Origin of the sequence: Streptococcus sp. A22, from assembly GCF_043674215.1 — a bacterium.
Taxonomy (GTDB): domain Bacteria; phylum Bacillota; class Bacilli; order Lactobacillales; family Streptococcaceae; genus Streptococcus; species Streptococcus suis_V.
Map to the genome: position 1 here is coordinate 19,626 of NZ_JBIMJQ010000010.1, position 20,401 is coordinate 40,026.

Genomic DNA, 20,401 nt, shown 5'->3' on the forward strand with positions numbered 1-20,401 from the left:
CCTATTTCCTTGCCTTATTATCCATTTCATCTGTTAGATAGTTTGTGGATATGTTACAATAGAAATATGAAAATAAAAGTGATTACAGTTGGAAAACTAAAAGAGAAATATTTAAAAGATGGCATTGCTGAGTATAGCAAGCGGCTCAGTCGGTTTACCAAATTGGAGCTGCTTGAATTAGCAGATGAAAAAACACCCGACAAGGCTAGTCAGGCTGAGAACGAGCAAATATTGGCCAAGGAAGCGGAGCGGATTTTATCTAAAATCAACGAGCGCGACTTTGTCATCGCTTTGGCCATTGAGGGCAATCAATTTCCTTCAGAAGAATTTAGCAAAAAATTAGAAGATATTACAATAAAAGGATTTTCAGAAATTTCCTTTGTAATTGGAGGCAGCCTTGGATTGGCAGATTCGGTTAAAAAAAGGGCGAATTTGTTGATGAGTTTTGGAAAATTGACGCTGCCCCATCAATTGATGAAGTTGGTTTTGATGGAACAAATATACAGGGCCTTTATGATCCAACAGGGAAGTCCCTATCACAAATAGTTTCACGTGAAACAAGGAAGATGAGAGAATGAGAGAGTATCGTGTGTATGAGGGGCTAAGAGTGGCTACCTGTCTGACCTTTGTCAGCGGCTATTTGAATGCCTTTTCTTATTTGACCCAGGGTGGCCGGTTTGCAGGTGTCCAGTCTGGTAATGTCGTTTTGTTAGCTAGTCATTTAGCCCAGGGCAGCATCAAGAGTACAATTCACTTTTTAGTCCCAATTGTATTCTTTACACTGGGGCAATTTTTTACTTATTTAGCCAAAAAATATTTTTTGAAACACCGCTATCCTTGGCATTTTGGAAGCAGTTTAATCATTTTATGCTTGATTGTATTGACAATCGTTCTGACGCCCTTTGTCAATTCATTTTTTACTATGGGCTTATTGGCCTTTACAGCTTCCATCCAAGTAGAGACTTTTAGAAGTCTTAAGGGTGTCCATTATGCCAATGTGATGATGACTGGAAATGTCAAAAACGCAGCCTATATTTGGTTTAAGGGATTGATGGAAAAGAACGCACACTTGCAGGAAACTGGTCGAAATATCTACATTATTATTTTAGGGTTCATGCTTGGAGTTTGTCTATCTACTCTGTTTTCCCAATCCTTTGGAGAATATGCCCTCATAGGTGTCCTCCCCTTTGTTTTGTATATAAATTGGGAATTATGGAAAGAAAAAAGACCCGCCAGAGCAGGTCGGAGATGATTCCAGCAGGATTCGAACCTGCGACCGTTCGCTTAGAAGGCGAATGCTCTATCCAGCTGAGCTATGGAACCTCTTTCAACTCTTCTATTTTACATGAAAGATAGGTAGCTGTCAAGTTGCCGGAAAGTGAAAAAAATCTGAAAAAATGTTGACAAAAATAAGGTCATGTATTATACTAGTTAGCGTACTGATAATGGTCCGTTGGTCAAGGGGTTAAGACACCGCCTTTTCACGGCGGTAACACGGGTTCGAATCCCGTACGGACTATATCATCCGCCATAGCTCAGTTGGTAGAGCGCATGACTGTTAATCATGATGTCACAGGTTCGAGCCCTGTTGGCGGAGTAAATAAAGACTAGGAAACCTTGAGAAATCAAGGTTTTTTCTTGTTTTGGTCAAAAGTTGGTCAATGAATTTAGAACTGTCTCAGTTTTTACTGCATATTGGATAAGAATGAAAAAATCGTGAAAAAGCGACATGAATAATCATACAATAGGGAAATTTGGTCAAAAAACGGTCAAGTGTTTGCTGACATGATTTTTCTAATTTTTTCAGTTTCTTCTTCCTCTTTTTCCTTAATAAGATGAGAGTAAGTTTCTATAATTTGCTTTGTATCTTTGTGACCTACGATTTTCGAAAGTGTCCAAATATCAATTCCTTCAGCCAGTAAAATACTGATATAGGTATGACGAATACCAGTAGCTGTTAGGACTTTTGGAGTTATATTTAATTGATGAAGCAGTTCACTGAGACAAGTATTGACAGTTTTATTTGAAGGTACACCATAAATTGGATTAACAAATAGAAGATTATTTGGATTATCGAAATCAATTGTATCTTGCTCTTTTAGCAATTTATCAAGTACCTCTATTACAGTATCATCAATAGGAATATTTCGTACAGATGTTTTTGTTTTAGGGTCTGTAAACTCATTTTTCGCTGAATCATATCGCCTATAAGTTACAATCTCTTTGCTTTTCCAAAGTATGCAATCCCAAGTTAAGCCTAACACCTCTCCAAATCTCATACCAGTCTTTAACTGTATGTAAAGAAGATAGTAAACTAAGTTGTCAGTATAGTTTACATTGTTGTAAAGATAGTTAACTAATTTTTTATAATCTGCTTTACTATGAATATACTTATCTTCTTTTGATTTTGCTGGTTCTAATCCAGTTATCTTTACACCTATTGTAAAGTCATGGAAATCAAGTCGGTCTTGTTTAGCAAATTCCAACACTTTTCTAACTTCAGAATTTAAACGAGCAACATTATCACGACCATTTGTCTTTGCAAATTGATTGATAAAGAGTTGATAGCGACTAGCCTTTATATTTACTAAAGGCATATTTCCGAAAAACTCTTCAATTAGTTTGCCACGTTTTATGTGTTTGTTGAGTGTCGCTTGTTTTTTATTTAAAGGCACGATATGTAGCTCATACCATTTTTTCCAAAGTTCATGTAAACTAATTTGTCTATCAATGTTAGCCCCTTTTAGAAGTCTAAGTTCAATTTCAATTGCTTCAAGTTCAGCTTCTTTTTTAGTTCTAAATCCAGAATTTGAAGCTATTACTTTTCCTTTATCATCAAAGATTCTATAGTCCCATAATTTTTTCTTACCTCTTTGTCTATAAGATGCCATGTTGTTACCTCACTTTCATAAAAAGCAGATAACCAAGGGTTGTCTTGGTTATCATAGCATAATTATTTGAAAATTTCTAGAAAATTCCGTTCAAAAAAATCACGTGTTTTGCTAGCTAGAAAGTAATAACGCCCTCCTCGATTCTGAGGATATTTTACAAATCCATTTGGGTTTTGGTCAATGTCAATTTGTTTTCGAATGGTTGGCTTATATAGGACATTTTCAAGTAGCCATGGACGAGATACAGAGAGCATCTCTAGAACTTCATTCAGTGTCATATAGTGACCAATCGATGCCTTTTTTTGTAGTTCTTGATATTCAGCCTCTGAATGGATAGCATATCCTTCAGGAAGTTTTACTGTGATTTCTGAAAATTCAAGGTTTATTTCATTTATTCTCATTATGGAAATTCCTTTCTTAATATGAGATAATGACTAGGGATAAGCCTAGCCTTATCTCTACAACTTGTTGGCGTCTTTTCTTCTTGGTTTCTTGGCGGTTACTTTAGAAGAAGAGGCGTTCTTTTTATAGAAAATCTCAATAATACTTTCTAAGTATTCTTCAAAATCAAGTACCTGAAGTTCTAGGAGATTTTTCTTGAGCCAAATATTTAAGTCAGGATTTGGCACATAGTTGAACTCATACTCAAATAATAATCGTTTGATTAAAATGGTCACTGCATTTACTCCCCATATTTCTTCTACTTTTCTTAATAAGGGAAAGAAGCCACTACCTTTTAGCATATAGTGAACGGTCTGAATAAGTTCATTATTTCTAGGGCTTAGCAATGTGAGTGGAAGTGAGTAAGAAGAAAAATCTAACAGCGATTGACTATATTCAGTAATTCTATTAGATTCAATGTCTACAAGACAATATTTTTCAACAATCTTGTTTGCAATAAATTGCTGTAGTGAATCTCTGGAGGGTAACTCTAAGATTAGTTTAGTAAGCTGTCTAGCATACTCTTTTTTATAGGTCACCTCGAAACGTATCCAGCTTTCAACATTCTGAGCGACTTGAGCATAACGACCATTATTTTCTAATTGCTCAGCTTTTTTATCATAAATTTTTAGAAAACTATTTGTCCCCTTTCCTCTTGAACCGATTGTTATAGTTTTAGCTTCTCGATTTATTTCGATAGCAGATGTTTTTGAATGCCTCTTTTTCCCCTTGCTAGTGACAATTGTAAATTTATTCTTTTTTAAATTTTGATAAATGTCGTTTACTGACAAAGGAAAATCAAAGTAATCTGCACAAAAGTCTATTCGACTAAGATGCATATCCCAATAGGGTTCGTTGAGGCGTTGAAGAATATCGTAAACTTCAATCGGTTCATTATAGAACTCCTGAAAGATTTGTCGGTAGAAACTGAGTGCTGATGCGGAAAACTTAACAATAATCCCCATGTTGATGTAGTGGTCATGGAACGCAATTCTAAAGAAATAGGGCATATTTTCAAAACCATATGCAGTTGTATATCCCTTTGGAGCCATTTTCTCAAGTTGCATCATTCCACAAAGCTGAGGAAGTGATAATTTATCAGCAATTATTTCTGTTAATTCTTGAGCAATTTGTTGCCAATGACTTGGATACTCTCCGATGGTTTCAGCGGTTGGCTGGATAACAATTGTAATCTCATCAATATTAACGTGTAGAGACTGTTTATCGAAATTTTGTAAATCGATTAAGTTATACATATTTTCTCCTTTTTGAATTAAGTGGAATCTGGGTTATTACAGTACCCAGATTGAGTGCTTATTGATAGGCTCTTTACCAGCCCAGCCTATCTGCTAGTCTGGGCTGGTAAAGAGCGATGAAACTGGCGATGAAGATGTCACCGCAAAATGAATCCATCTTCGACAGATTTCTAGTTTATCAGGGGAAATATGTGGGACAATAACTTTTACAGTCTTTTTCCCACTGACTTTAAGATAGCCTACTCCCCTTGGATTCGAGGAGGCAATCAAATCTTTCTCTTCTGAGAAGAACATTTGGATTGTCTCTTTTGAAAGGGTTCCTAATACTAGCATGGATGAAAAATTATCTCTAATTTTCCCAAAATATTCAGCATCACCACGCTGGTTGCAGATGAAAACTTGAATATTGAATGACCGTCCAAGCATCATTAACCTAGATAGCTTGGCGATGACTTCATTCTTTTGCTTATTATCCTTACTGGATAGGTATGAACCCCACTCATCAATAAAGAGGATGACTTTTCTCTTAGAGCTATCCCGTTTGGATTGTCGTTGTTCTAGGATAATTAATGCCAATTCAATAGACTTGTCTACTTCATCAAATCGAAAGAAGGTAGGTAACTCATCTAAAAATTCAAAGTCTTTATCAGCTTTATAGTCAGCTACGAGCAAAAATGGAGCTTCTTTGGTCTGCTGATAATACTCATATATCTCTTTAGCGAGTAAAGCAATTGCACAGATTGTCTTTCCACTACCACTGGCACCAATACATAAAAGGTGTGGTTGGGAAGTGTCAAACGGCACTTCCCTTAAAAATTGAGAAGACTTTTTATATAGTAAATGATCCAATAATAGTCTCATGGCATGTCCCCTTTGAGTTGATTAAACTCTTCTTGGTTGTGATAAAAGAAGATATCTAAATCTAGATAATTTAATTGTTCACGTTTTGTAATCTGATTATTAAACATAAAATAAACAGATACATCTTGTGTTTGTGAATAAAAATGGAAATTTTGTTTAATCTTTTTGTCTAATTCGATTACTAAGTTTTTAACGAGATAGAGTAATTCCTCTTCGTCAAGTTCATCCTTTATCAACAAAGGAAATCGATACCTCATTGCTGAGTCTGTTGGAGTGCTTGAAACCAAAAAGTAACCATAACGAGAAAATGTGATAGTATTTCCTAGTTCTTTACCTACTTTATTAGAGGTGTTCTCAATGTCGTCAAGAATTAACTGTTCATTGAGTTCTAATCTTTGAGCAAGTTGCTTTTGTTCTTTCGAATCAAAGTATTTTAGCAAGCTTAAGATGATTAATAAGAAAAAAGATATAAGAACAAATTTTAAATCCATTTTGGACCTCCAAAAAAATTAGTGGGAGGGAGTACCTCCCCATGAAAAACTATAAAATTGTAGCTTTTTGAGCTTTAATCGACAACATCGCACGATTTGATTGTAGGTAGCTAGTGATTGTCACATTTTCGAGTTGAATTTCAACAACTTCATCGAGAAAAGTTGTAAAATCAGCCTGATTTGCACCCATGATTTTGATATTGTTCGTCATAAATCGACCACTCTCAGCGCGATATCCAATATCTAGTTGTACCCCAAGAACAGCTTTGGTTTCAAAGTCTGTTGCTGAAGCTACGCCCATCAACATACCACGTATTTTTACAGCTTCAAATTCCATGAATATTTCTCCTCTCTACCATCAAATTTTTTTCTTTAAATTTAGAAGTGATGGAACTTCTTTGAATTCATTTCCTCCTTTCGGTTTTAATTATAACTGAAACAACCTAATATTTATCAGCAACTATTTTTCAGCCTTAGTTGACCTTGTTTAGGTTTAGTTGAAATGATATAATTCGAGTAGTTAAGGAAAAATCGTGACATTTTTTAGAGAGAGGGATTAATTTTATGGAAAAAATTTCAGCAATTGAGATTAATAAACTGTACCTTAGATATTTGGAAAATAAAGAGCTTCGAAAATTAGATAAAGTATTTTCAAAGGAGGATAAAGAAAGTGATGAGTTGAGTTATTCTGAAAAAATTATTTTTAGGAAATGTTATAAACTGTATAAACAGTATTTACAAAAAGAAGGTGCAACTATTACTTTTAAATCATTTCTAGAGAGTCAAGAAAAGATAGATGATGCAGCGGAGATATTTAGAACATATTTTTTCACAAAAGGATATAATACCCAATTAAGCTCTGCGATAAAGAAAGTAAAAGATTTACTACAGACTGACCTTGATGCAAAAAAACATTGGATTGATTACACTGATTCAAGTTTAAGAAAAGATAGACTTGAAGAACAGCTTGTTAAAGTATTATGGTATGTCATTCCAGAAAAAAAGGGAATAAATGTCCATTGGAGTAAGGAAATTATTGGAGTATCTCTGCATGAACTGACCAATATTGAAGACTTTTCACATATATGTAAATTTTTAAGTATTGGTGATTTTAGAAACGCTCATGAAGGTGAACTAATGATAATCAGGCTAAATCTGTATAAGAAATTTAGAAGTAAGAAAATCAAATATAATGAACTAGAAGAGGAGTACACCAGACTACAGGCTGAGCTAAAAAAATACTATGACTTAGCTTTATTTTATTATTTTTGATAAATAAAAAAGCATGGTACTAACAATAATTATTGTGTATCATGCTTTTTACTATATTACTTCATCTGTTCCAATAAACTTTGAAAAGCTTTTATACTTTTTTCCTGTTTGTCTTTTGGCAGTTCTGATAGTGAGTCTAATAATTGTGAGAGTTCAGGGCTATTTTCCTTGATGCTGATATCAAAAAAGTGTTCAATATCTGTTTCAAGTGCCTCTAAAATTCTTTCAAACGTATCAATTTTAATATTTGTGGCTAATTGTTCGATCTTGTAAGCGTAATTCATTCCAAGGTCGGCTTTTTCTTCTAATTCGTCTTGTGTCCAACCTTTTTCTAGTCGTAAATGGCGTATTCTCTTACCAATATATTGTCTCAAACTCGCATTTTCCATCTTGAATACCTCGTTAATAATTATCTTACAAGGTTTATAGTAAAGAAGAAACTTCTTAAAAGGTTTTTAATTATATGTTTTAGTTGTTAAAAGCTAAAGAAAGCGGTATAATAACCTTAAAAGATTAATTTAATACAGATGGAGGTTTTATGAAAAAGAGCAAAAATTTAAATTCTCAAGGTTCAATTCGTAAATTGAAAGGTTTTGGTGCAGTCGGTGTATTGACCTTTGGTTTGTTGGCAGGGGTATCTGCCAAGGCTGAAGAGGTTGTCACTGCAACCGCTGGTGAGGGCGCTACTGAGGCGGTTGCTGACGGGGTATCTACTCAAACGGCTTTAGAGCAAGCGGTTGAAGCAACTGCTAATCAAGTAGAGGAAGCTCAAACGGCTGTCACTCAAGCAGAAGAGGTTGTGACAACAGCTCAAGAGCAGTTGGCGACTGAGCAAGAAGAGAAGCGTGTGGCGGATGAGATTGCACAGCAGGCTCGTGAGGAGTACACTACGGCTCAAGCTGATGTGGTGACTAAGACTTCTGAGTTGAAGACAGCAGAAGAAGCTGTGACAACGGCTCAAAATGAGGTGTCTACGGCTCAAGAGGGTATCCAACCTGCTGAGGAAGCGGATGTTCAACGTCAAGAGGCGATTGATGTGGCTCAAACAGCGGTTGATACTGCTAAGTTGGATGTCGCACAGGCTGAAGCTGATGTGAAAACAGCAAACGATGCCTTGGCTATTGCCGAGGATGCAGTAAATCAGGCTCAAGCGGAGGTAGATAAAGCTCAAGCTGAGGTTGATTCGCTCTTCTCTGTTAAATTGTCTGACACATACGGTCAATTGCTGAAAGACTTCCATGTGGCTTCTCGTGAGGGTAATACTGCCGAGCGTGAGCGCATTTGGACAGAGCTTGAAGCTGAAAGCAAGCGTCTACTTGCTGAAAGTCGTGCTAACAACACAATGGACAAATTGAAAGAAGCTCTTGACGCTGTTGAGTCAAACCAACGTGTTATCATCAAGCAAGGTGGTAACGGCTTGAATGAGATGACAATGGCGGATTGGACTGAGTTGACGCAGTATGCTCAGTTGATTGTCAATGACATTCGTGACCAGCTCGGAGTTGACACAAAAGTCTTGGTATCTCAAGGTATGATGGACTTGGCTAAGATGGTTTCCGACGGGTATCTCAGCCGTAATCACCCTGTTGGTATGGGTCACAACCGACAAGCTATTAGAGATGCAAGAACTGCGTTTAATCAAACCCTTGCAGAGAATGGAGACCCTGACTATACACTCTTCGATGAGCGTGATTACACATTGGCTGACTTAAAACTACGTATGGCGGAAACCCTTGAAATTATGATGTTGGATGACGCACGTGATTGGCAAGCCTTTGGACATGCGATTTCAACAGCAGGTTTGTATGACGTTCATTCAGCCTTTCCTGTCGGAGTTCAGTACTTAGGTATCTACGGTAACACTGTAGAGCTTGGTTCAAGTATTCTGCATGAGTACACAAACGGTAAAATTTCTGAGCTTGTCAAAGAGGGTCTCATTGAAAATCCAGTAAACCCACAAGAACTCAAGCAAGCCTTGACAGAAGCCCAAACTCGCTTGGCTACTGCTCAAATGAAGGCATCAGGCGCTAAGGTCAATGCTGACACAGCCCAAACTGCTCTAACTACCGCTCAGGGTATCCTGACGAAAGCAGAGGCTGACTTGAAATCTGCACTTGCTGTACCACTTCAAACTCCGTTGGCGAACGAAGCTCTGAAACAGGCTAAATCTAACCTTACAACGGCTGTATTCAATCGTGCATCTGCCGACACAGCTCTTACAACAGCTAAGACTGTTCGTGATGAAAAGTTGAAGGCTTTGAACGATGCCAATGCAGAGGTAACTCGTCAAACAGCGGATATTCCAGTTGCACTTAACAACGTAAACTCTGCTAAGTCTAAGTTGAATACTGCTAAGACTGCTTTGAAGGATGCTTTGAATAAGCACACTCAGGCTGTCGATGCTTACAAGCTCTATATGAACTCTTTGGTTAAGCCAACTGTTCCAGTTACTCCTGAGGTGCCAGTTACTCCAGAAACTCCTGAGACCCCAGTTACTCCTGAAACTCCAGTTGAAACTCCTGAGACTCCAGTTGAAACTCCTGAGACACCAGTTGAGACTCCCGAGAAGCCAGTGACAATTGATGTCATCAAGGGTGAGGACGGTATCCCAGTTATCACTGCCAAAGGTGAGCCTGCTTACCATGAGTTGCCAACTCTTGACATTTCGTCTCTTGGTCTTACTCCTGAAGAGGTTCCTGCTGAAGAAGTTCCTGTTGAAGAAGTTCCAAGCACTGAAGTTCCAACTACTGAGGGTAAAACTCCTGCGGTTACGGTTGACTATGCGCCTACCTTTGAAACTAAGGGTGGGGTTGAGGTAACTCCTAAAGTAGTTAATCATTCTTCAGAATTGAAACAATCTACTGAAGATAGTGTCAAAATATTACCTAATACAGGTGATACAAAGACTAACTTGAGCTATCTTGGACTAGGTATTCTTGGTTTAGGTGCTTTGGTGAAGAGTAGAAAGAAATATCGTTAAAAAGAAATATCTTCTTACTTTTAATTAGTAGGAAGATATTTTTGATTTTTAAAACTGGAAATTTTTTACCTATGATTAGGGAAATATATAGATGTAAAAACTACTATAGTTACTCCGAAATGCTTCTTTGTCAAAACTTGGTCAGACTGTATTTTTATAAAAATTCTGCATAATTTAGGAAATACATAAATATTTTATAAAATTTCATGTGGTCAAAATTTGGTCAAATTCCTTCTTTTCATTACTCCATAGATAAGTGACAAACCCTTGATTATCGCTATTTTTGTTATCTATTTTAACTTATTTTAACGTACAATTATCTGTTGGCGGAGTAAATAAAGACTAGGAAACCTTGAGAAATCAAGGTTTTTTTGCACTACAAAAACCGAGGTTTAACCTCGGTTCTTATGTCTATTGAACAAATAATTATAGAAAATAAAGAAACAGATAGCTGTCGTGGAAATTCCTAATCCCAAGTAAAATCCATGTGGAATAAATGTCAAGACGGCCTGTCGTTGACCAGGCTCTACGTCCAGTTTCATAAAACCATTTTGTGCTTTTAATATTGGTACTTTTTTACCATCGATGCTTGCAGTCCATCCCTTATCATAAGGAAGGGTTAGGAGCAGACTAGCAGGATTTTGACTTGAAAATTCTACTTCTACCTTGTTCGACTTTACGGTGGATACAACTTGCTTACTGGCTAGTATTTCCATAGCCTCAGAATATTGGCCAAGGTCTAACCGAAAAAATTGCGGTTTATCAAAGCTAACTTGTTCGTTTTCTGGAAAATGAATAGAGAAGGAAAGTTCAGTATCCTCTAAGAAATAACCAATATTGAAGAAGGAAAAGCTGTTGTCAAGTGTGAACTCATTTGACAGGTTGTTGACAGTTATGACAACTCTTTTGACAGAGTCGTTTGAGAAGCTAATATTTGGTAAATTGAGATAGACCTGGCTATTGGCTGGAACATTTAGTTTATAAGTAATAGTTGCATCGATCTGATTGACAGGTTTATTTACAGTTATGCGGCCCCCAAGGTCAACACCATTGAATGATTGAACGTCCTTAATCTGATAAAAATACTTGTAATCCAGTCCTGTCAGTTCATTTAGAAAGGCAGATTGATTATCCAAGGACATATTTGTAAACTTGATATCTTTGTAAACAGAATTGGTCAAAAGTGCTAATCCCTGACTGTAGTTATTCTTATAGAGACTGATACTATCGGTACTCTTCTGAAAATCAAATCCATATTTATTGGGATTTGTGCTTGCCAGATTGTAGGTTATGCCAAATAGGCTATCCGCAATCAAGGTGTTGTTCTGGTAACGCAGATTTAGATTGGTACCGTCTGAACGGAAACCCAGTTTATCTAAAGTAGAACTAGAAGCGCGATTGCGAATGGATGAAAATTGAGAAATACCATTATAATTGAACTTCATGCTATCATTACCGGTTTGAGGTAACAAGCGTTCCATTCGATAGAAGTATTCATTGTCACTCTTAGTCTCTTTTACAAGATTGTCAATATCTGTCAACTTTTCTTCGTAATTCGACCGACTAGGGAAATGCCACTCATCTGAAATTCCCTGAACCTGGTAATGAGTGTGGAGACCAAGTTCTAATAAGGTAAACAGTAAGAAAGAAAGAGGTATCCACTTGATATCAAACTTGAAATAATGAAGGCTGACAAATAGAACAAGATAGGCAAAGAGAAATTCAAAACTTAGTAAAAAGTTTACAGTGTCCAAGAAATAGTAGTGATTTTTAAAAATATATGTGAGGATAAAACCGGTTGACAGAATTGTAAAGGGAAGGCAAATTTGCCATATTTTAATGTTGGTCAAATAGGTGCTGGTTTCTGCTGCTAGATAAATAATGACAATAGATAGTACCCAGGCGTAGCGGTAGAGAAACATATTTGGCGCGTGCATTCCCTGCCAGAATAGATTGAGTGGTTGTAGATAAAAACTTGCAATGATAAAGGTTACTAGCAGTCCATTTGCTAATTTTGTCTGCCATTTTATTTCTTTGACAGTAAAGTAGAGCAAGGCTAAAATTAGCGGAGTTAGTCCAACAAAAATCATCGGAATAGATCCAAATTTTGTGGTGTCAAAACTTCCAACTAGGCTCTTAGCAAAAAAGTCTAGATACCAGGAGTCCTCAGTTTTTAAGTTGACAATCTTTGTAAATGTCTCTCCGTGAGTCTTTAGGTCTAGATAGGTTGGCAGTAACATGACCATAGCAGTCAATGTTGACATAATTGACACCACTGTAAAGTCTATAAATCGAATAATTTTTTTATCGAATTTTGTTAGCTGAGCAAGTGTCCAAATCAATAAAAAGATGGCAGTCATGTAACCAAAGTAGTAGTTTTGAATGAAAAGACAGGCTAGACTGATATAGTAGATAATCCGACCTTTACCAGTCAGCATTCTGTGTAAACTCAGTAAAATAATAGGAACCAGAATAAAAACGTCCAGCCAACTGGAAATTTCTAACTGACTAGTTGAGAAACTCATGAGAGCAAGGCTGGTAGAGAGAAGTAAGCTCCATTCAGTTTTGATGTTTTTATAAATGCCTCTCAGGCTAGTATAGGTTGACAAGCCTATCAAGCCAAACTTTACAATAGTTGACAGATAAATATAGTCTGGCATGGACTGCAAGTCAAAGAAATATACTAAAGGCGATAGAAAAGAGCCCAGGTAGTAAGACGATAGGGCGTAGAAATTCAAGCCTAACCCACTTGTAAAGGTATAAAAGATTGAACTATTACCGTGTAAAGCATTCCGTAAAGTTTGATGAAAGATGACATATTGATGGAACCCATCGCTGGCCAAAATGGTTGTATCACTTCCCCACCAAATACCTTGGGTTGACAAGATAATGACCATTATTGTAAAGGGAAGAAAAAAGGCTAATAGATAAAAAATGGACTTATGTTTAAAAATTGATTTCATAAATTTATAAGAAAAGGCGATAAAATCGCCTTTTTTGATTATGCTTTCCAGAGTTCTTGAACTTTTGCCTGTACTTCAGCATTTTCAAGGAACTCATCATAGGTCTCATCGATACGGTCAATGACCCCGTTTTTCGAGATGACAACGATGTGGTTGGCAATGGTTTGAATGAATTCATGGTCGTGACTGGCAAAGATAACGGACTCTTTGAAGTCTTTCACGCCATCGTTAAGGCTAGAGATGGATTCCAAGTCCAAGTGGTTGGTTGGGTCATCCAGCAAGAGGACGTTTGACTTGAGCAGCATGAGCTTAGATAGCATGACACGGACTTTTTCTCCCCCTGACAAGACGTTGACAGACTTCTTGACTTCGTCGCCTGAGAAAAGCATACGACCAAGGAATCCACGCAAGAATGTATCGTCGTCTTCACCTTTTTCAGCGAACTGACGGAGCCATTCCAAGATAGATTCGCCAGTTGCGAAGTCTTTTGTATTGTCTTTTGGCAGGTAAGATTGTGAAGTGGTTACACCCCATTTGATGGTTCCTTCATAGTCGATGTCGCCAGCCAGGGCACGCATAAGGGCAGTTGTCTGGATGTCGTTTTGACCGATGATAGCGGCCTTATCACCTGGACGGAGGATAAAGCTGATATTGTCCAAAATCGTCTCTCCATCGATAACAACCTTGAGATTTTCAACTGTCAGCAGGTCGTTACCAATCTCACGCTCGGCCTTGAAGTTGATAAATGGGTACTTACGGCTGGATGGAATGATTTCTTCCAACTCGATTTTATCCAGCATTTTTTTACGAGAGGTTGCCTGTTTGGATTTTGAAGCGTTGGCAGAGAAACGGGCAACGAATTCTTGCAATTCCTTGATTTTTTCTTCCGCCTTAGCATTGCGGTCAGCCTGTAAACGGGCTGCCAATTCAGATGATTGTTTCCAGAAGTCGTAGTTACCGACAAAAATTTTGATTTTACCGAAATCTAAGTCCGCCATGTGGGTACACACTTTGTTGAGGAAGTGGCGATCGTGGGATACGACGATGACGGTATTTTCAAAATCAATCAAGAAATCTTCTAACCAGTTGATAGACTGGATGTCCAAACCGTTGGTCGGCTCGTCCAGCAGAAGGACGTCTGGCTTACCAAAGAGGGCCTTGGCCAAAAGCACCTTAACCTTTTCACCGTTGGTTAATTCGCTCATGTTTTGGTAGTGGCGGTCTTCAGCAATGTTCAGGTTTTGGAGCAATTGTGAAGCCTCAGCTTCAGCTTCCCAGCCACCAAGCTCGGCAAATTCGCCCTCCAACTCGGCAGCACGGACACCGTCTTCATCAGAAAAATCTTCCTTCATGTAAATAGCATCTTTTTCCTTCATAATGCTATATAGCTGCTCATTTCCCATGATAACCACGTCAATCACGCGCTCATCTTCGTAGTCAAAGTGATTCTGACGGAGGACGGACAAACGCTCGTCTGGACCGAGTGAAATGTGGCCAGTTGTTGGCTCAATATCTCCTGCTAAAATCTTCAGGAAAGTTGATTTACCGGCACCGTTGGCACCAATCAAACCGTAGGTATTTCCAGCTGTAAACTTGATGTTGACATCGTCGAATAATTTGCGGTCGCTAAAGCGGAGCGACACGTCTGATACTGTAAGCATAGTTTCTCCTATTTTCTGTCTATTAGATTTATTGTACTAGAAAGCAGTCTAAACTTCAATTATAATCATCCTGGGATCAAAATATCTTCGTCATAGGATTTATGATCTTTTTGTAAGCTGAAGCCGCGACCACGAACTTGGCTAGCTGGTAAGATAATAATAAAGGCTGTTTCGTCAATTTGGAGTATATGATTTTCCAATTTTTGTACTTCTGGGATAGAAACAGTTGTCATTAACATACGTTTTTCAGACCCAGTATAGCCACCAATTACGGGCAATTCTGTTACTCCACGGTCCACTTCGGTTGTGATATAGGATTTGATTTCCTTGTATTTTTGGGAAATAATAAAAAGGTTTCGAGAAGAGTTTGTACCCGTCATCATACGGTTGATCACATAGCTGATGGTCATCAAGGCAAGGATGGAGTACATGACAGTATCAGGATCGAAGGCGATAAAGCCAAGGCCAACGATAATACCATCAATAATAACCATGGTTTGACTGAGTGATAGGGGAGAATACTTATGGATAAATTGGATGAGGATGCCTGTTCCTCCCGTTGATGAATTACCGAGAAAGACAAGTCCGAGACCAAAACCTAGAACAATACCGCCAAAAATTGCAGCAAGTAAAGGATTATCGGTCAAATTTGGCAAACCAGCTGTTAATTTCATGCAGAATGGATAGAGGATGGCACCGTAAACAGTTTTTACAAAGACAGATTTCCCAAGGAAATAGAAACACATTACCAGGAGAGGAATATTGCAGAATAGTACAAAGGTAGCTGGGTCCCAACCGAATAATGTGTTTAGGGCAATGGCCAGGCCACCAATTCCTCCAGATACAATATTACTTTCCAGAAAAAAACTATTGAAGCCAATAGCCATAATGATGCTACCCGCCGTCACAAATGAAATATCTTTTAACTTGTCTTTCATGATTTCTCCTTTAATACTATATTCTAATATACACGCACGTTCTATTATGCAGAATTTTAAGCCAATCGTCAAGGCTTTCTCAGCTTGACTTTCTCTTAGTTAGCAGTTATAATGATAATCAATCAGAAGAGTAGTAAAGGAACGGTTTTTAGAGAGCTTGTGGTCGGTGTAAACAAGTAATTCTTCTTTATGAATGGGCTGATGGTAAATAGAAATCTGAACAAATAAGGATTTGGCTAGCAGGCCTTATGTGCAAAGAGAAATGAATGGCTTTACTGTTCATAAGCTAAGGTGGTACCGTGTCCTTGACGCCCTTGCACAGACTTGTGCTGGGCTTTTATTTTTGTTCACAATAAGTTTACAGTGTTGTAAATAAGTGTAAAAGGAGAAGTTATGACAAAACCAATTATTTTAACAGGCGATCGACCGACCGGAAAATTACATATTGGTCATTATGTAGGTTCCTTGAAAAATCGTGTGCTCTTACAGAATGCAGGCAATCATGAATTATTTGTATTTTTGGCAGACCAGCAGGCTTTGACAGACCATGCTAAAGAACCGCAGAAGATTATTGAGTCGGTTGGTAACGTAGCCTTGGACTACTTAGCGGCAGGTCTCGATCCAGCTAAGACAACCATTTTCATCCAAAGTCAGATTCCAGAATTGGCTGAATTGACCATGTACTATATGAACCTTGTGTCAGTTGCTCGTCTGGAACGCAATCCGACTGTCAAGACAGAAATTGCCCAGAAGGGCTTTGGTGAAGGCATTCCAGCAGGTTTCTTGGTCTACCCGGTTTCTCAGGCTGCAGATATTACAGCTTTCAAGGCAAACTTTGTACCAGTTGGAACCGATCAAAAGCCCATGATTGAGCAGACCCGTGAGCTGGTTCGTAGTTTTAATCACGCTTATCAGACGGATGTTTTGGTGGAACCAGAAGGGATTTACCCTGAAAACGAGGCTGCAGGTCGTTTGCCGGGGTTGGATGGCAATGCCAAGATGTCTAAATCACTTGGCAATGGGATTTATCTGGCAGATGACATGGACACTTTGAAAAAGAAAGTCATGTCCATGTATACCGACCCGAACCATATCCGTGTCGAGGATCCGGGTCAGATTGAAGGAAATATGGTTTTCCATTATTTGGATGTTTTTGGTCGTGAGGAAGATCAGGCTGAGATTGAGGCCATGAAGGAGCATTACCAGCGCGGTGGTCTGGGAGATGTCAAAACCAAACGCTATCTTTTGGATATCTTAGAACGTGAGTTGGGGCCAATCCGTGAGCGTCGCATCGAGTTTGCCAAAGATATGGGACAGGTCTATGCTATGTTAGAGGCAGGCAGTCAAAAAGCTCGTCAAGTAGCAGCAACTACTCTGGACCAAGTCAAGGATGCTATGGGAATCAACTATTTTAAATAGGACTAACGAATGAAGAAGTGATGTTGAAAAACGTTGCTTTTTTATTTTTAATTGTGATTTTTTAAAACCAAAACGTTCGTAAATGTTTTATATTTTAGGAAAGAATTTTCTGGATTTTTATGTTTAATGATATTAAGACGAATAATGATTGACAAATATTCTTAAAATGTTATCATAGATAAAATAAATTTCAAACAAAAGAGAAAAGAGGAAACCATCCATGTCAAATTGGGAAACTAAATTTTTGAAAAAAGGCTTTACATTTGATGATGTCTTGCTCATTCCGGCTGAGAGCCATGTCTTGCCACACGATATTGACTTAAAGACACAGTTAGCTCCGAATTTGACCCTCAATCTTCCTATCATTTCAGCAGCTATGGATACTGTAACTGACAGCAAAATGGCGATTGCTATGGCGCGTGCAGGTGGTCTGGGTGTCATTCACAAGAATATGTCCATTGCAGAGCAGGCAGATGAAGTGCGTAAGGTAAAACGTTCTGAAAATGGGGTTATTATTGACCCATTCTTCTTAACACCAGAGCATACAATTGCAGAGGCTGAAAAATTGATGGCGACTTACCGTATTTCAGGTGTGCCGATTGTTGAAACCCTGGAAAATCGCAAACTGGTGGGTATTATTACCAACCGTGATATGCGTTTTATCACCGATTACTCACAGCCGATTTCTAGCAATATGACCAGCGATGGTTTGGTAACAGCTCCTGTTGGAACGGATTTGGAAACTGCTGAGGCGATTCTCCACCAACACCGTATTGAAAAATTGCCTTTGGTGGATGAAAATGGTCGTTTGTCAGGCTTGATTACGATTAAAGACATTGAAAAAGTGATTGAATTTCCAAATGCTGCCAAGGATGAATTTGGTCGTCTCTTGGTAGCTGGTGCGGTCGGTGTCACTTCTGATACTTTTGAACGTGCGGAGGCTCTCTTTGAAGCTGGTGCAGATGCCATTGTTATTGACACAGCTCATGGGCATTCTGCTGGTGTTCTCCGTAAGATTGCGGAAATTCGTGCCCACTTCCCAGACCGTACTTTGATTGCAGGTAATATTGCTACAGCTGAGGGAGCTCGTGCCCTTTACGAGGCTGGTGTGGATGTTGTCAAGGTGGGTATTGGACCTGGTTCTATCTGTACCACTCGTGTTATTGCGGGTGTTGGTGTACCACAGGTTACTGCTATTTACGATGCTGCTGGCGTTGCGCGTGAGTATGGTAAGACCATCATTGCGGACGGTGGTATCAAGTATTCAGGTGATATTGTTAAGGCCTTGGCTGCTGGTGGTCATGCGGTTATGTTGGGGTCAATGTTTGCAGGAACAGATGAAGCACCGGGGGAAACAGAAATCTTCCAAGGACGTAAATTCAAGACCTACCGCGGTATGGGCTCTATCGCAGCCATGAAACAAGGTTCTAAGGATCGCTATTTCCAAGCTTCTGTCAATGAGGCAAACAAGCTGGTTCCAGAAGGTATTGAAGGTCGTGTCGCTTATAAAGGTTCTGTTGCAGATATGATTTTCCAAATGGTCGGTGGTCTCCGCTCAGGTATGGGGTATGTCGGAGCAGGCAACCTAACAGAATTACGTGAAAATGCTCAATTTATTGAAATGTCAGGCGCTGGTTTGAAAGAAAGTCACCCACACGACGTTCAAATTACAAACGAAGCACCAAACTATTCCGTACAATAATTGACAAAACTGTAAATAAAAAAGAAAGACTTGTAAACGATATTTACAGGTCTTCTTTTACAGTTCCCTTGGAAATATGGAATATTTTTAGACTTTCTGGGAGTTGATGGAGATGGTCTAGGGAAGTTGTCGTGATAAAGGTTTGAATTTTATCTGTGATGGTTTCCAGTAATTTGACTTGACGGCTATTGTCCAATTCACTCATCACATCGTCGAGCAGTAAAATCGGATATTCTCGCGTAATTTCTTTCATGAGCTCAATCTCAGCCAGTTTAAGAGAGAGAACGAGGCTACGATGTTGACCTTGGCTACCATAATGGGCATTCATACCATTGATGAAGAAAGCAATATCGTCTCTGTGAGGTCCCACTCCAGTATTTTTTTTGAACAAATCTCGTTTCCGACTTTTTTCTAAATCTGTCAAGAAATCGTCAACAAGGTTGACAGAGTCTGTCAACGAAACAGATGATAGGTAGTCAATCCGAAGTTCTTCTTTTTGACCAGAAATTTCGGCTATTTTTCGGCTACCAAATTCCTCTAATTTTTTGAGGAAATCAATCCGATGCTGGATAACACGACTACCGTAATCAGCTAGTTGATAGTCTAGTACGCTGAGAAAATCCATGTCAACTTTTTCGGTTGATTTTAGATAGGTATTTCGCTGTTTGAGAACGTGATTGTAGTTGGACAAGTCTGATAGGTAGACGGGTTTTATTTGCCCCAACTCAACGTCAATAAATTTTCGGCGGAGGGCAGGTGCTCCTTTGATGAGCTGTAAATCTTCCGGTGCAAAAAGAACAACGTTCAAGTGCCCGATATAGTTGGACAATTTGGCTTGTTTGAGGTGATTAACCTTGGTCACCCGCCCCTTTTCTGTCAAGTTGATGTCAAGTGGAAGTTTACCGCTAGTCCGGTGGAGTAAACCTTGAATGGATACCTCTTTTTCTTCAAATTGGAGTAAATCCTTATCTGAACGAGTGCGGTGACTGCGTGTCAAAGCTAAAAAATAAATAGACTCTAAAATATTGGTCTTACCCTGTGCATTCTGTCCCAAAAAGACATTGAGCCCTTTATGGAACTCAATATCTAATTGGTCATAATTGCGAAAGTGGCGTAGTTGTAATTTTTCTAGCCACATCTTAGGTACCTGGGAAACGGACAGGTTTCCTGTCAACCTTCTTTACAGATTTCTTGACAGGAGGAGCTTGTTTCTTCTGCTTTTTGTTTTCTTGGTTGAGTTTTTTTACTATAGCAGCAACACGAGCTTTTTCAGCTTGATCTTCTTGGTGCTGTAGAATTTCTTCCTGACTTGGAGCCACAAGGGTGATGTCAATGCCGTGGTCCGGTAGACTGATTTTGTCACCGACACGGATTTTCTTACCTCGTCTTTTTTCATCCTCTCCATTAAACAGGATGGTATTCTCTTCTAAAAAGCCCTTGATAGCCCCGCCGGAATGCACAATTCCAGTTGTTTTGAGCAGAGCTTGCAGGGTAATGTAGTCGTCGAATAATTTAAATTCCATAAG

Annotated in this window: 18 protein-coding genes, 3 tRNA genes and 1 other annotated feature; of the genes, 8 read left to right on the forward strand and 13 right to left on the reverse strand. The window is 38.6% G+C overall.

Annotated elements, in window-relative coordinates; genetic code table 11:
* Positions 1-66: 66 nt before the first annotated feature.
* Both rlmH and ACHBHN_RS05695 read left to right on the forward strand, forming a co-directional pair.
* Entirely contained in the window at positions 67-546 is a 480-nt protein-coding gene (gene rlmH / locus ACHBHN_RS05690; protein WP_105111339.1) for a 23S rRNA (pseudouridine(1915)-N(3))-methyltransferase RlmH, read from the forward strand.
* Between the two features lie 28 nt (positions 547-574).
* Positions 575-1,252 (forward strand): YoaK family protein, encoded by a 678-nt coding sequence (locus tag ACHBHN_RS05695; RefSeq protein ID WP_105160707.1) that lies wholly within the window; start codon positions 575-577, stop codon positions 1,250-1,252.
* On the opposite strand, the gene ACHBHN_RS05700 is transcribed toward ACHBHN_RS05695, so the two are convergent.
* A tRNA-Arg gene (locus tag ACHBHN_RS05700) sits at positions 1,250-1,323 on the reverse strand. The two genes, ACHBHN_RS05695 and ACHBHN_RS05700, sit on opposite strands and share 3 nt — an antisense overlap.
* Before the next feature lie 124 nt (positions 1,324-1,447).
* Between ACHBHN_RS05700 and ACHBHN_RS05705 the strand changes: the two genes are divergently transcribed.
* Both ACHBHN_RS05705 and ACHBHN_RS05710 read left to right on the forward strand, forming a co-directional pair.
* A tRNA-Glu gene (locus tag ACHBHN_RS05705) sits at positions 1,448-1,519 on the forward strand.
* A 5-nt stretch (positions 1,520-1,524) separates the two neighbouring features.
* Positions 1,525-1,597, forward strand: a tRNA-Asn gene (locus ACHBHN_RS05710).
* Positions 1,598-1,769: 172 nt separating this feature from the next.
* Here the strand turns inward: ACHBHN_RS05710 and ACHBHN_RS05715 are convergent.
* The 6 genes from ACHBHN_RS05715 to ACHBHN_RS05740 all read right to left on the reverse strand — a co-directional run bounded on the left by ACHBHN_RS05715 (position 1,770) and on the right by ACHBHN_RS05740 (position 6,277).
* Positions 1,770-2,891: a site-specific integrase gene (locus ACHBHN_RS05715; RefSeq protein ID WP_024378343.1), complete on the reverse strand. Its 1,122-nt coding sequence runs from the start codon at positions 2,889-2,891 to the stop codon at positions 1,770-1,772.
* Positions 2,892-2,953: 62 nt separating this feature from the next.
* Entirely contained in the window at positions 2,954-3,292 is a 339-nt protein-coding gene (locus ACHBHN_RS05720) for a DUF771 domain-containing protein (RefSeq protein WP_044775403.1), read from the reverse strand.
* A 57-nt stretch (positions 3,293-3,349) separates the two neighbouring features.
* Positions 3,350-4,588, reverse strand: coding sequence for a replication initiation factor domain-containing protein (locus tag ACHBHN_RS05725; protein ID WP_394733775.1), 1,239 nt, complete (start codon positions 4,586-4,588; stop codon positions 3,350-3,352).
* A 93-nt stretch (positions 4,589-4,681) separates the two neighbouring features.
* Positions 4,682-5,449 (reverse strand): type IV secretory system conjugative DNA transfer family protein, encoded by a 768-nt coding sequence (locus tag ACHBHN_RS05730; RefSeq protein WP_394733776.1) that lies wholly within the window; start codon positions 5,447-5,449, stop codon positions 4,682-4,684.
* Complete coding sequence (locus ACHBHN_RS05735) at positions 5,446-5,940, reverse strand: hypothetical protein (RefSeq protein WP_394733777.1); 495 nt, start codon at positions 5,938-5,940, stop codon at positions 5,446-5,448. Before ACHBHN_RS05735 ends, ACHBHN_RS05730 begins: the two co-directional genes overlap by 4 nt.
* A gap of 49 nt (positions 5,941-5,989) precedes the next feature.
* The gene (locus tag ACHBHN_RS05740) at positions 5,990-6,277 is read right to left on the reverse strand and encodes a hypothetical protein (RefSeq protein ID WP_394733778.1); all 288 of its coding nucleotides are present in this window, start codon (positions 6,275-6,277) and stop codon (positions 5,990-5,992) included.
* Positions 6,278-6,504: 227 nt separating this feature from the next.
* Here ACHBHN_RS05740 and ACHBHN_RS05745 point away from each other — a divergent pair, with 227 nt between their 5' ends.
* Positions 6,505-7,212 carry a hypothetical protein gene (locus ACHBHN_RS05745; RefSeq protein WP_394733779.1) on the forward strand — a complete coding sequence of 236 codons (708 nt, stop codon included), beginning with the start codon at positions 6,505-6,507 and terminating at the stop codon, positions 7,210-7,212.
* A gap of 56 nt (positions 7,213-7,268) precedes the next feature.
* Here the strand turns inward: ACHBHN_RS05745 and ACHBHN_RS05750 are convergent, their stop codons facing one another.
* Entirely contained in the window at positions 7,269-7,601 is a 333-nt protein-coding gene (locus ACHBHN_RS05750) for a helix-turn-helix domain-containing protein (protein WP_024378806.1), read from the reverse strand.
* A 149-nt stretch (positions 7,602-7,750) separates the two neighbouring features.
* Here ACHBHN_RS05750 and ACHBHN_RS05755 point away from each other — a divergent pair, with 149 nt between their 5' ends.
* On the forward strand, positions 7,751-10,192 hold the full coding sequence (locus ACHBHN_RS05755; protein ID WP_394733780.1) for an SEC10/PgrA surface exclusion domain-containing protein: 2,442 nt from the start codon (positions 7,751-7,753) through the stop codon (positions 10,190-10,192).
* Positions 10,193-10,584: 392 nt separating this feature from the next.
* Here ACHBHN_RS05755 and ACHBHN_RS05760 read toward each other — a convergent pair whose 3' ends face one another.
* From ACHBHN_RS05760 to ACHBHN_RS05770, 3 genes are all read right to left on the reverse strand, one after another.
* On the reverse strand, positions 10,585-13,155 hold the full coding sequence (locus tag ACHBHN_RS05760) for a YfhO family protein (RefSeq protein WP_105160708.1): 2,571 nt from the start codon (positions 13,153-13,155) through the stop codon (positions 10,585-10,587).
* Positions 13,156-13,193: 38 nt separating this feature from the next.
* On the reverse strand, positions 13,194-14,816 hold the full coding sequence (locus tag ACHBHN_RS05765) for an ATP-binding cassette domain-containing protein (RefSeq protein ID WP_105111336.1): 1,623 nt from the start codon (positions 14,814-14,816) through the stop codon (positions 13,194-13,196).
* A gap of 65 nt (positions 14,817-14,881) precedes the next feature.
* On the reverse strand, positions 14,882-15,754 hold the full coding sequence (locus ACHBHN_RS05770) for a YitT family protein (protein WP_105111361.1): 873 nt from the start codon (positions 15,752-15,754) through the stop codon (positions 14,882-14,884).
* A gap of 108 nt (positions 15,755-15,862) precedes the next feature.
* Positions 15,863-16,073: a binding site (T-box leader), on the forward strand.
* Positions 16,074-16,147: 74 nt separating this feature from the next.
* Here ACHBHN_RS05770 and trpS point away from each other — a divergent pair.
* Both trpS and guaB read left to right on the forward strand, forming a co-directional pair.
* Positions 16,148-17,173, forward strand: a complete 1,026-nt coding sequence (gene trpS / locus ACHBHN_RS05775; protein ID WP_105160709.1) for a tryptophan--tRNA ligase — start codon at positions 16,148-16,150, stop codon at positions 17,171-17,173.
* Positions 17,174-17,393: 220 nt separating this feature from the next.
* Positions 17,394-18,875 carry an IMP dehydrogenase gene (gene guaB, locus ACHBHN_RS05780; protein ID WP_105111334.1) on the forward strand — a complete coding sequence of 494 codons (1,482 nt, stop codon included), beginning with the start codon at positions 17,394-17,396 and terminating at the stop codon, positions 18,873-18,875.
* 43 nt (positions 18,876-18,918) lie between these two features.
* Here guaB and recF read toward each other — a convergent pair whose 3' ends face one another.
* Entirely contained in the window at positions 18,919-20,013 is a 1,095-nt protein-coding gene (recF, locus tag ACHBHN_RS05785; protein ID WP_105160710.1) for a DNA replication/repair protein RecF, read from the reverse strand.
* Position 20,014: 1 nt separating this feature from the next.
* Complete coding sequence (gene yaaA / locus ACHBHN_RS05790) at positions 20,015-20,398, reverse strand: S4 domain-containing protein YaaA (protein ID WP_105160711.1); 384 nt, start codon at positions 20,396-20,398, stop codon at positions 20,015-20,017.
* Positions 20,399-20,401: the final 3 nt, after the last annotated feature.

Excerpts from the sequence above, each read along its gene's own strand:
- ACHBHN_RS05720 (WP_044775403.1), bottom strand. The coding sequence starts at position 3,292 with ATGAGAATAAATGAAATAAACCTTGAATTTTCAGAAATCACAGTAAAA.
- rlmH (WP_105111339.1), top strand. The coding sequence starts at position 67 with ATGAAAATAAAAGTGATTACAGTTGGAAAACTAAAAGAGAAATATTTA.
- ACHBHN_RS05715 (WP_024378343.1), bottom strand. The coding sequence starts at position 2,891 with ATGGCATCTTATAGACAAAGAGGTAAGAAAAAATTATGGGACTATAGA.
- trpS (WP_105160709.1), top strand. The coding sequence starts at position 16,148 with ATGACAAAACCAATTATTTTAACAGGCGATCGACCGACCGGAAAATTA.
- recF (WP_105160710.1), bottom strand. The coding sequence starts at position 20,013 with ATGTGGCTAGAAAAATTACAACTACGCCACTTTCGCAATTATGACCAA.
- ACHBHN_RS05735 (WP_394733777.1), bottom strand. The coding sequence starts at position 5,940 with ATGGATTTAAAATTTGTTCTTATATCTTTTTTCTTATTAATCATCTTA.
- yaaA (WP_105160711.1), bottom strand. The coding sequence starts at position 20,398 with ATGGAATTTAAATTATTCGACGACTACATTACCCTGCAAGCTCTGCTC.
- ACHBHN_RS05725 (WP_394733775.1), bottom strand. The coding sequence starts at position 4,588 with ATGTATAACTTAATCGATTTACAAAATTTCGATAAACAGTCTCTACAC.
- ACHBHN_RS05750 (WP_024378806.1), bottom strand. The coding sequence starts at position 7,601 with ATGGAAAATGCGAGTTTGAGACAATATATTGGTAAGAGAATACGCCAT.
- ACHBHN_RS05765 (WP_105111336.1), bottom strand. The coding sequence starts at position 14,816 with ATGCTTACAGTATCAGACGTGTCGCTCCGCTTTAGCGACCGCAAATTA.
- ACHBHN_RS05760 (WP_105160708.1), bottom strand. The coding sequence starts at position 13,155 with ATGAAATCAATTTTTAAACATAAGTCCATTTTTTATCTATTAGCCTTT.
- ACHBHN_RS05740 (WP_394733778.1), bottom strand. The coding sequence starts at position 6,277 with ATGGAATTTGAAGCTGTAAAAATACGTGGTATGTTGATGGGCGTAGCT.
- ACHBHN_RS05770 (WP_105111361.1), bottom strand. The coding sequence starts at position 15,754 with ATGAAAGACAAGTTAAAAGATATTTCATTTGTGACGGCGGGTAGCATC.
- guaB (WP_105111334.1), top strand. The coding sequence starts at position 17,394 with ATGTCAAATTGGGAAACTAAATTTTTGAAAAAAGGCTTTACATTTGAT.
- ACHBHN_RS05745 (WP_394733779.1), top strand. The coding sequence starts at position 6,505 with ATGGAAAAAATTTCAGCAATTGAGATTAATAAACTGTACCTTAGATAT.
- ACHBHN_RS05755 (WP_394733780.1), top strand. The coding sequence starts at position 7,751 with ATGAAAAAGAGCAAAAATTTAAATTCTCAAGGTTCAATTCGTAAATTG.
- ACHBHN_RS05695 (WP_105160707.1), top strand. The coding sequence starts at position 575 with ATGAGAGAGTATCGTGTGTATGAGGGGCTAAGAGTGGCTACCTGTCTG.
- ACHBHN_RS05730 (WP_394733776.1), bottom strand. The coding sequence starts at position 5,449 with ATGAGACTATTATTGGATCATTTACTATATAAAAAGTCTTCTCAATTT.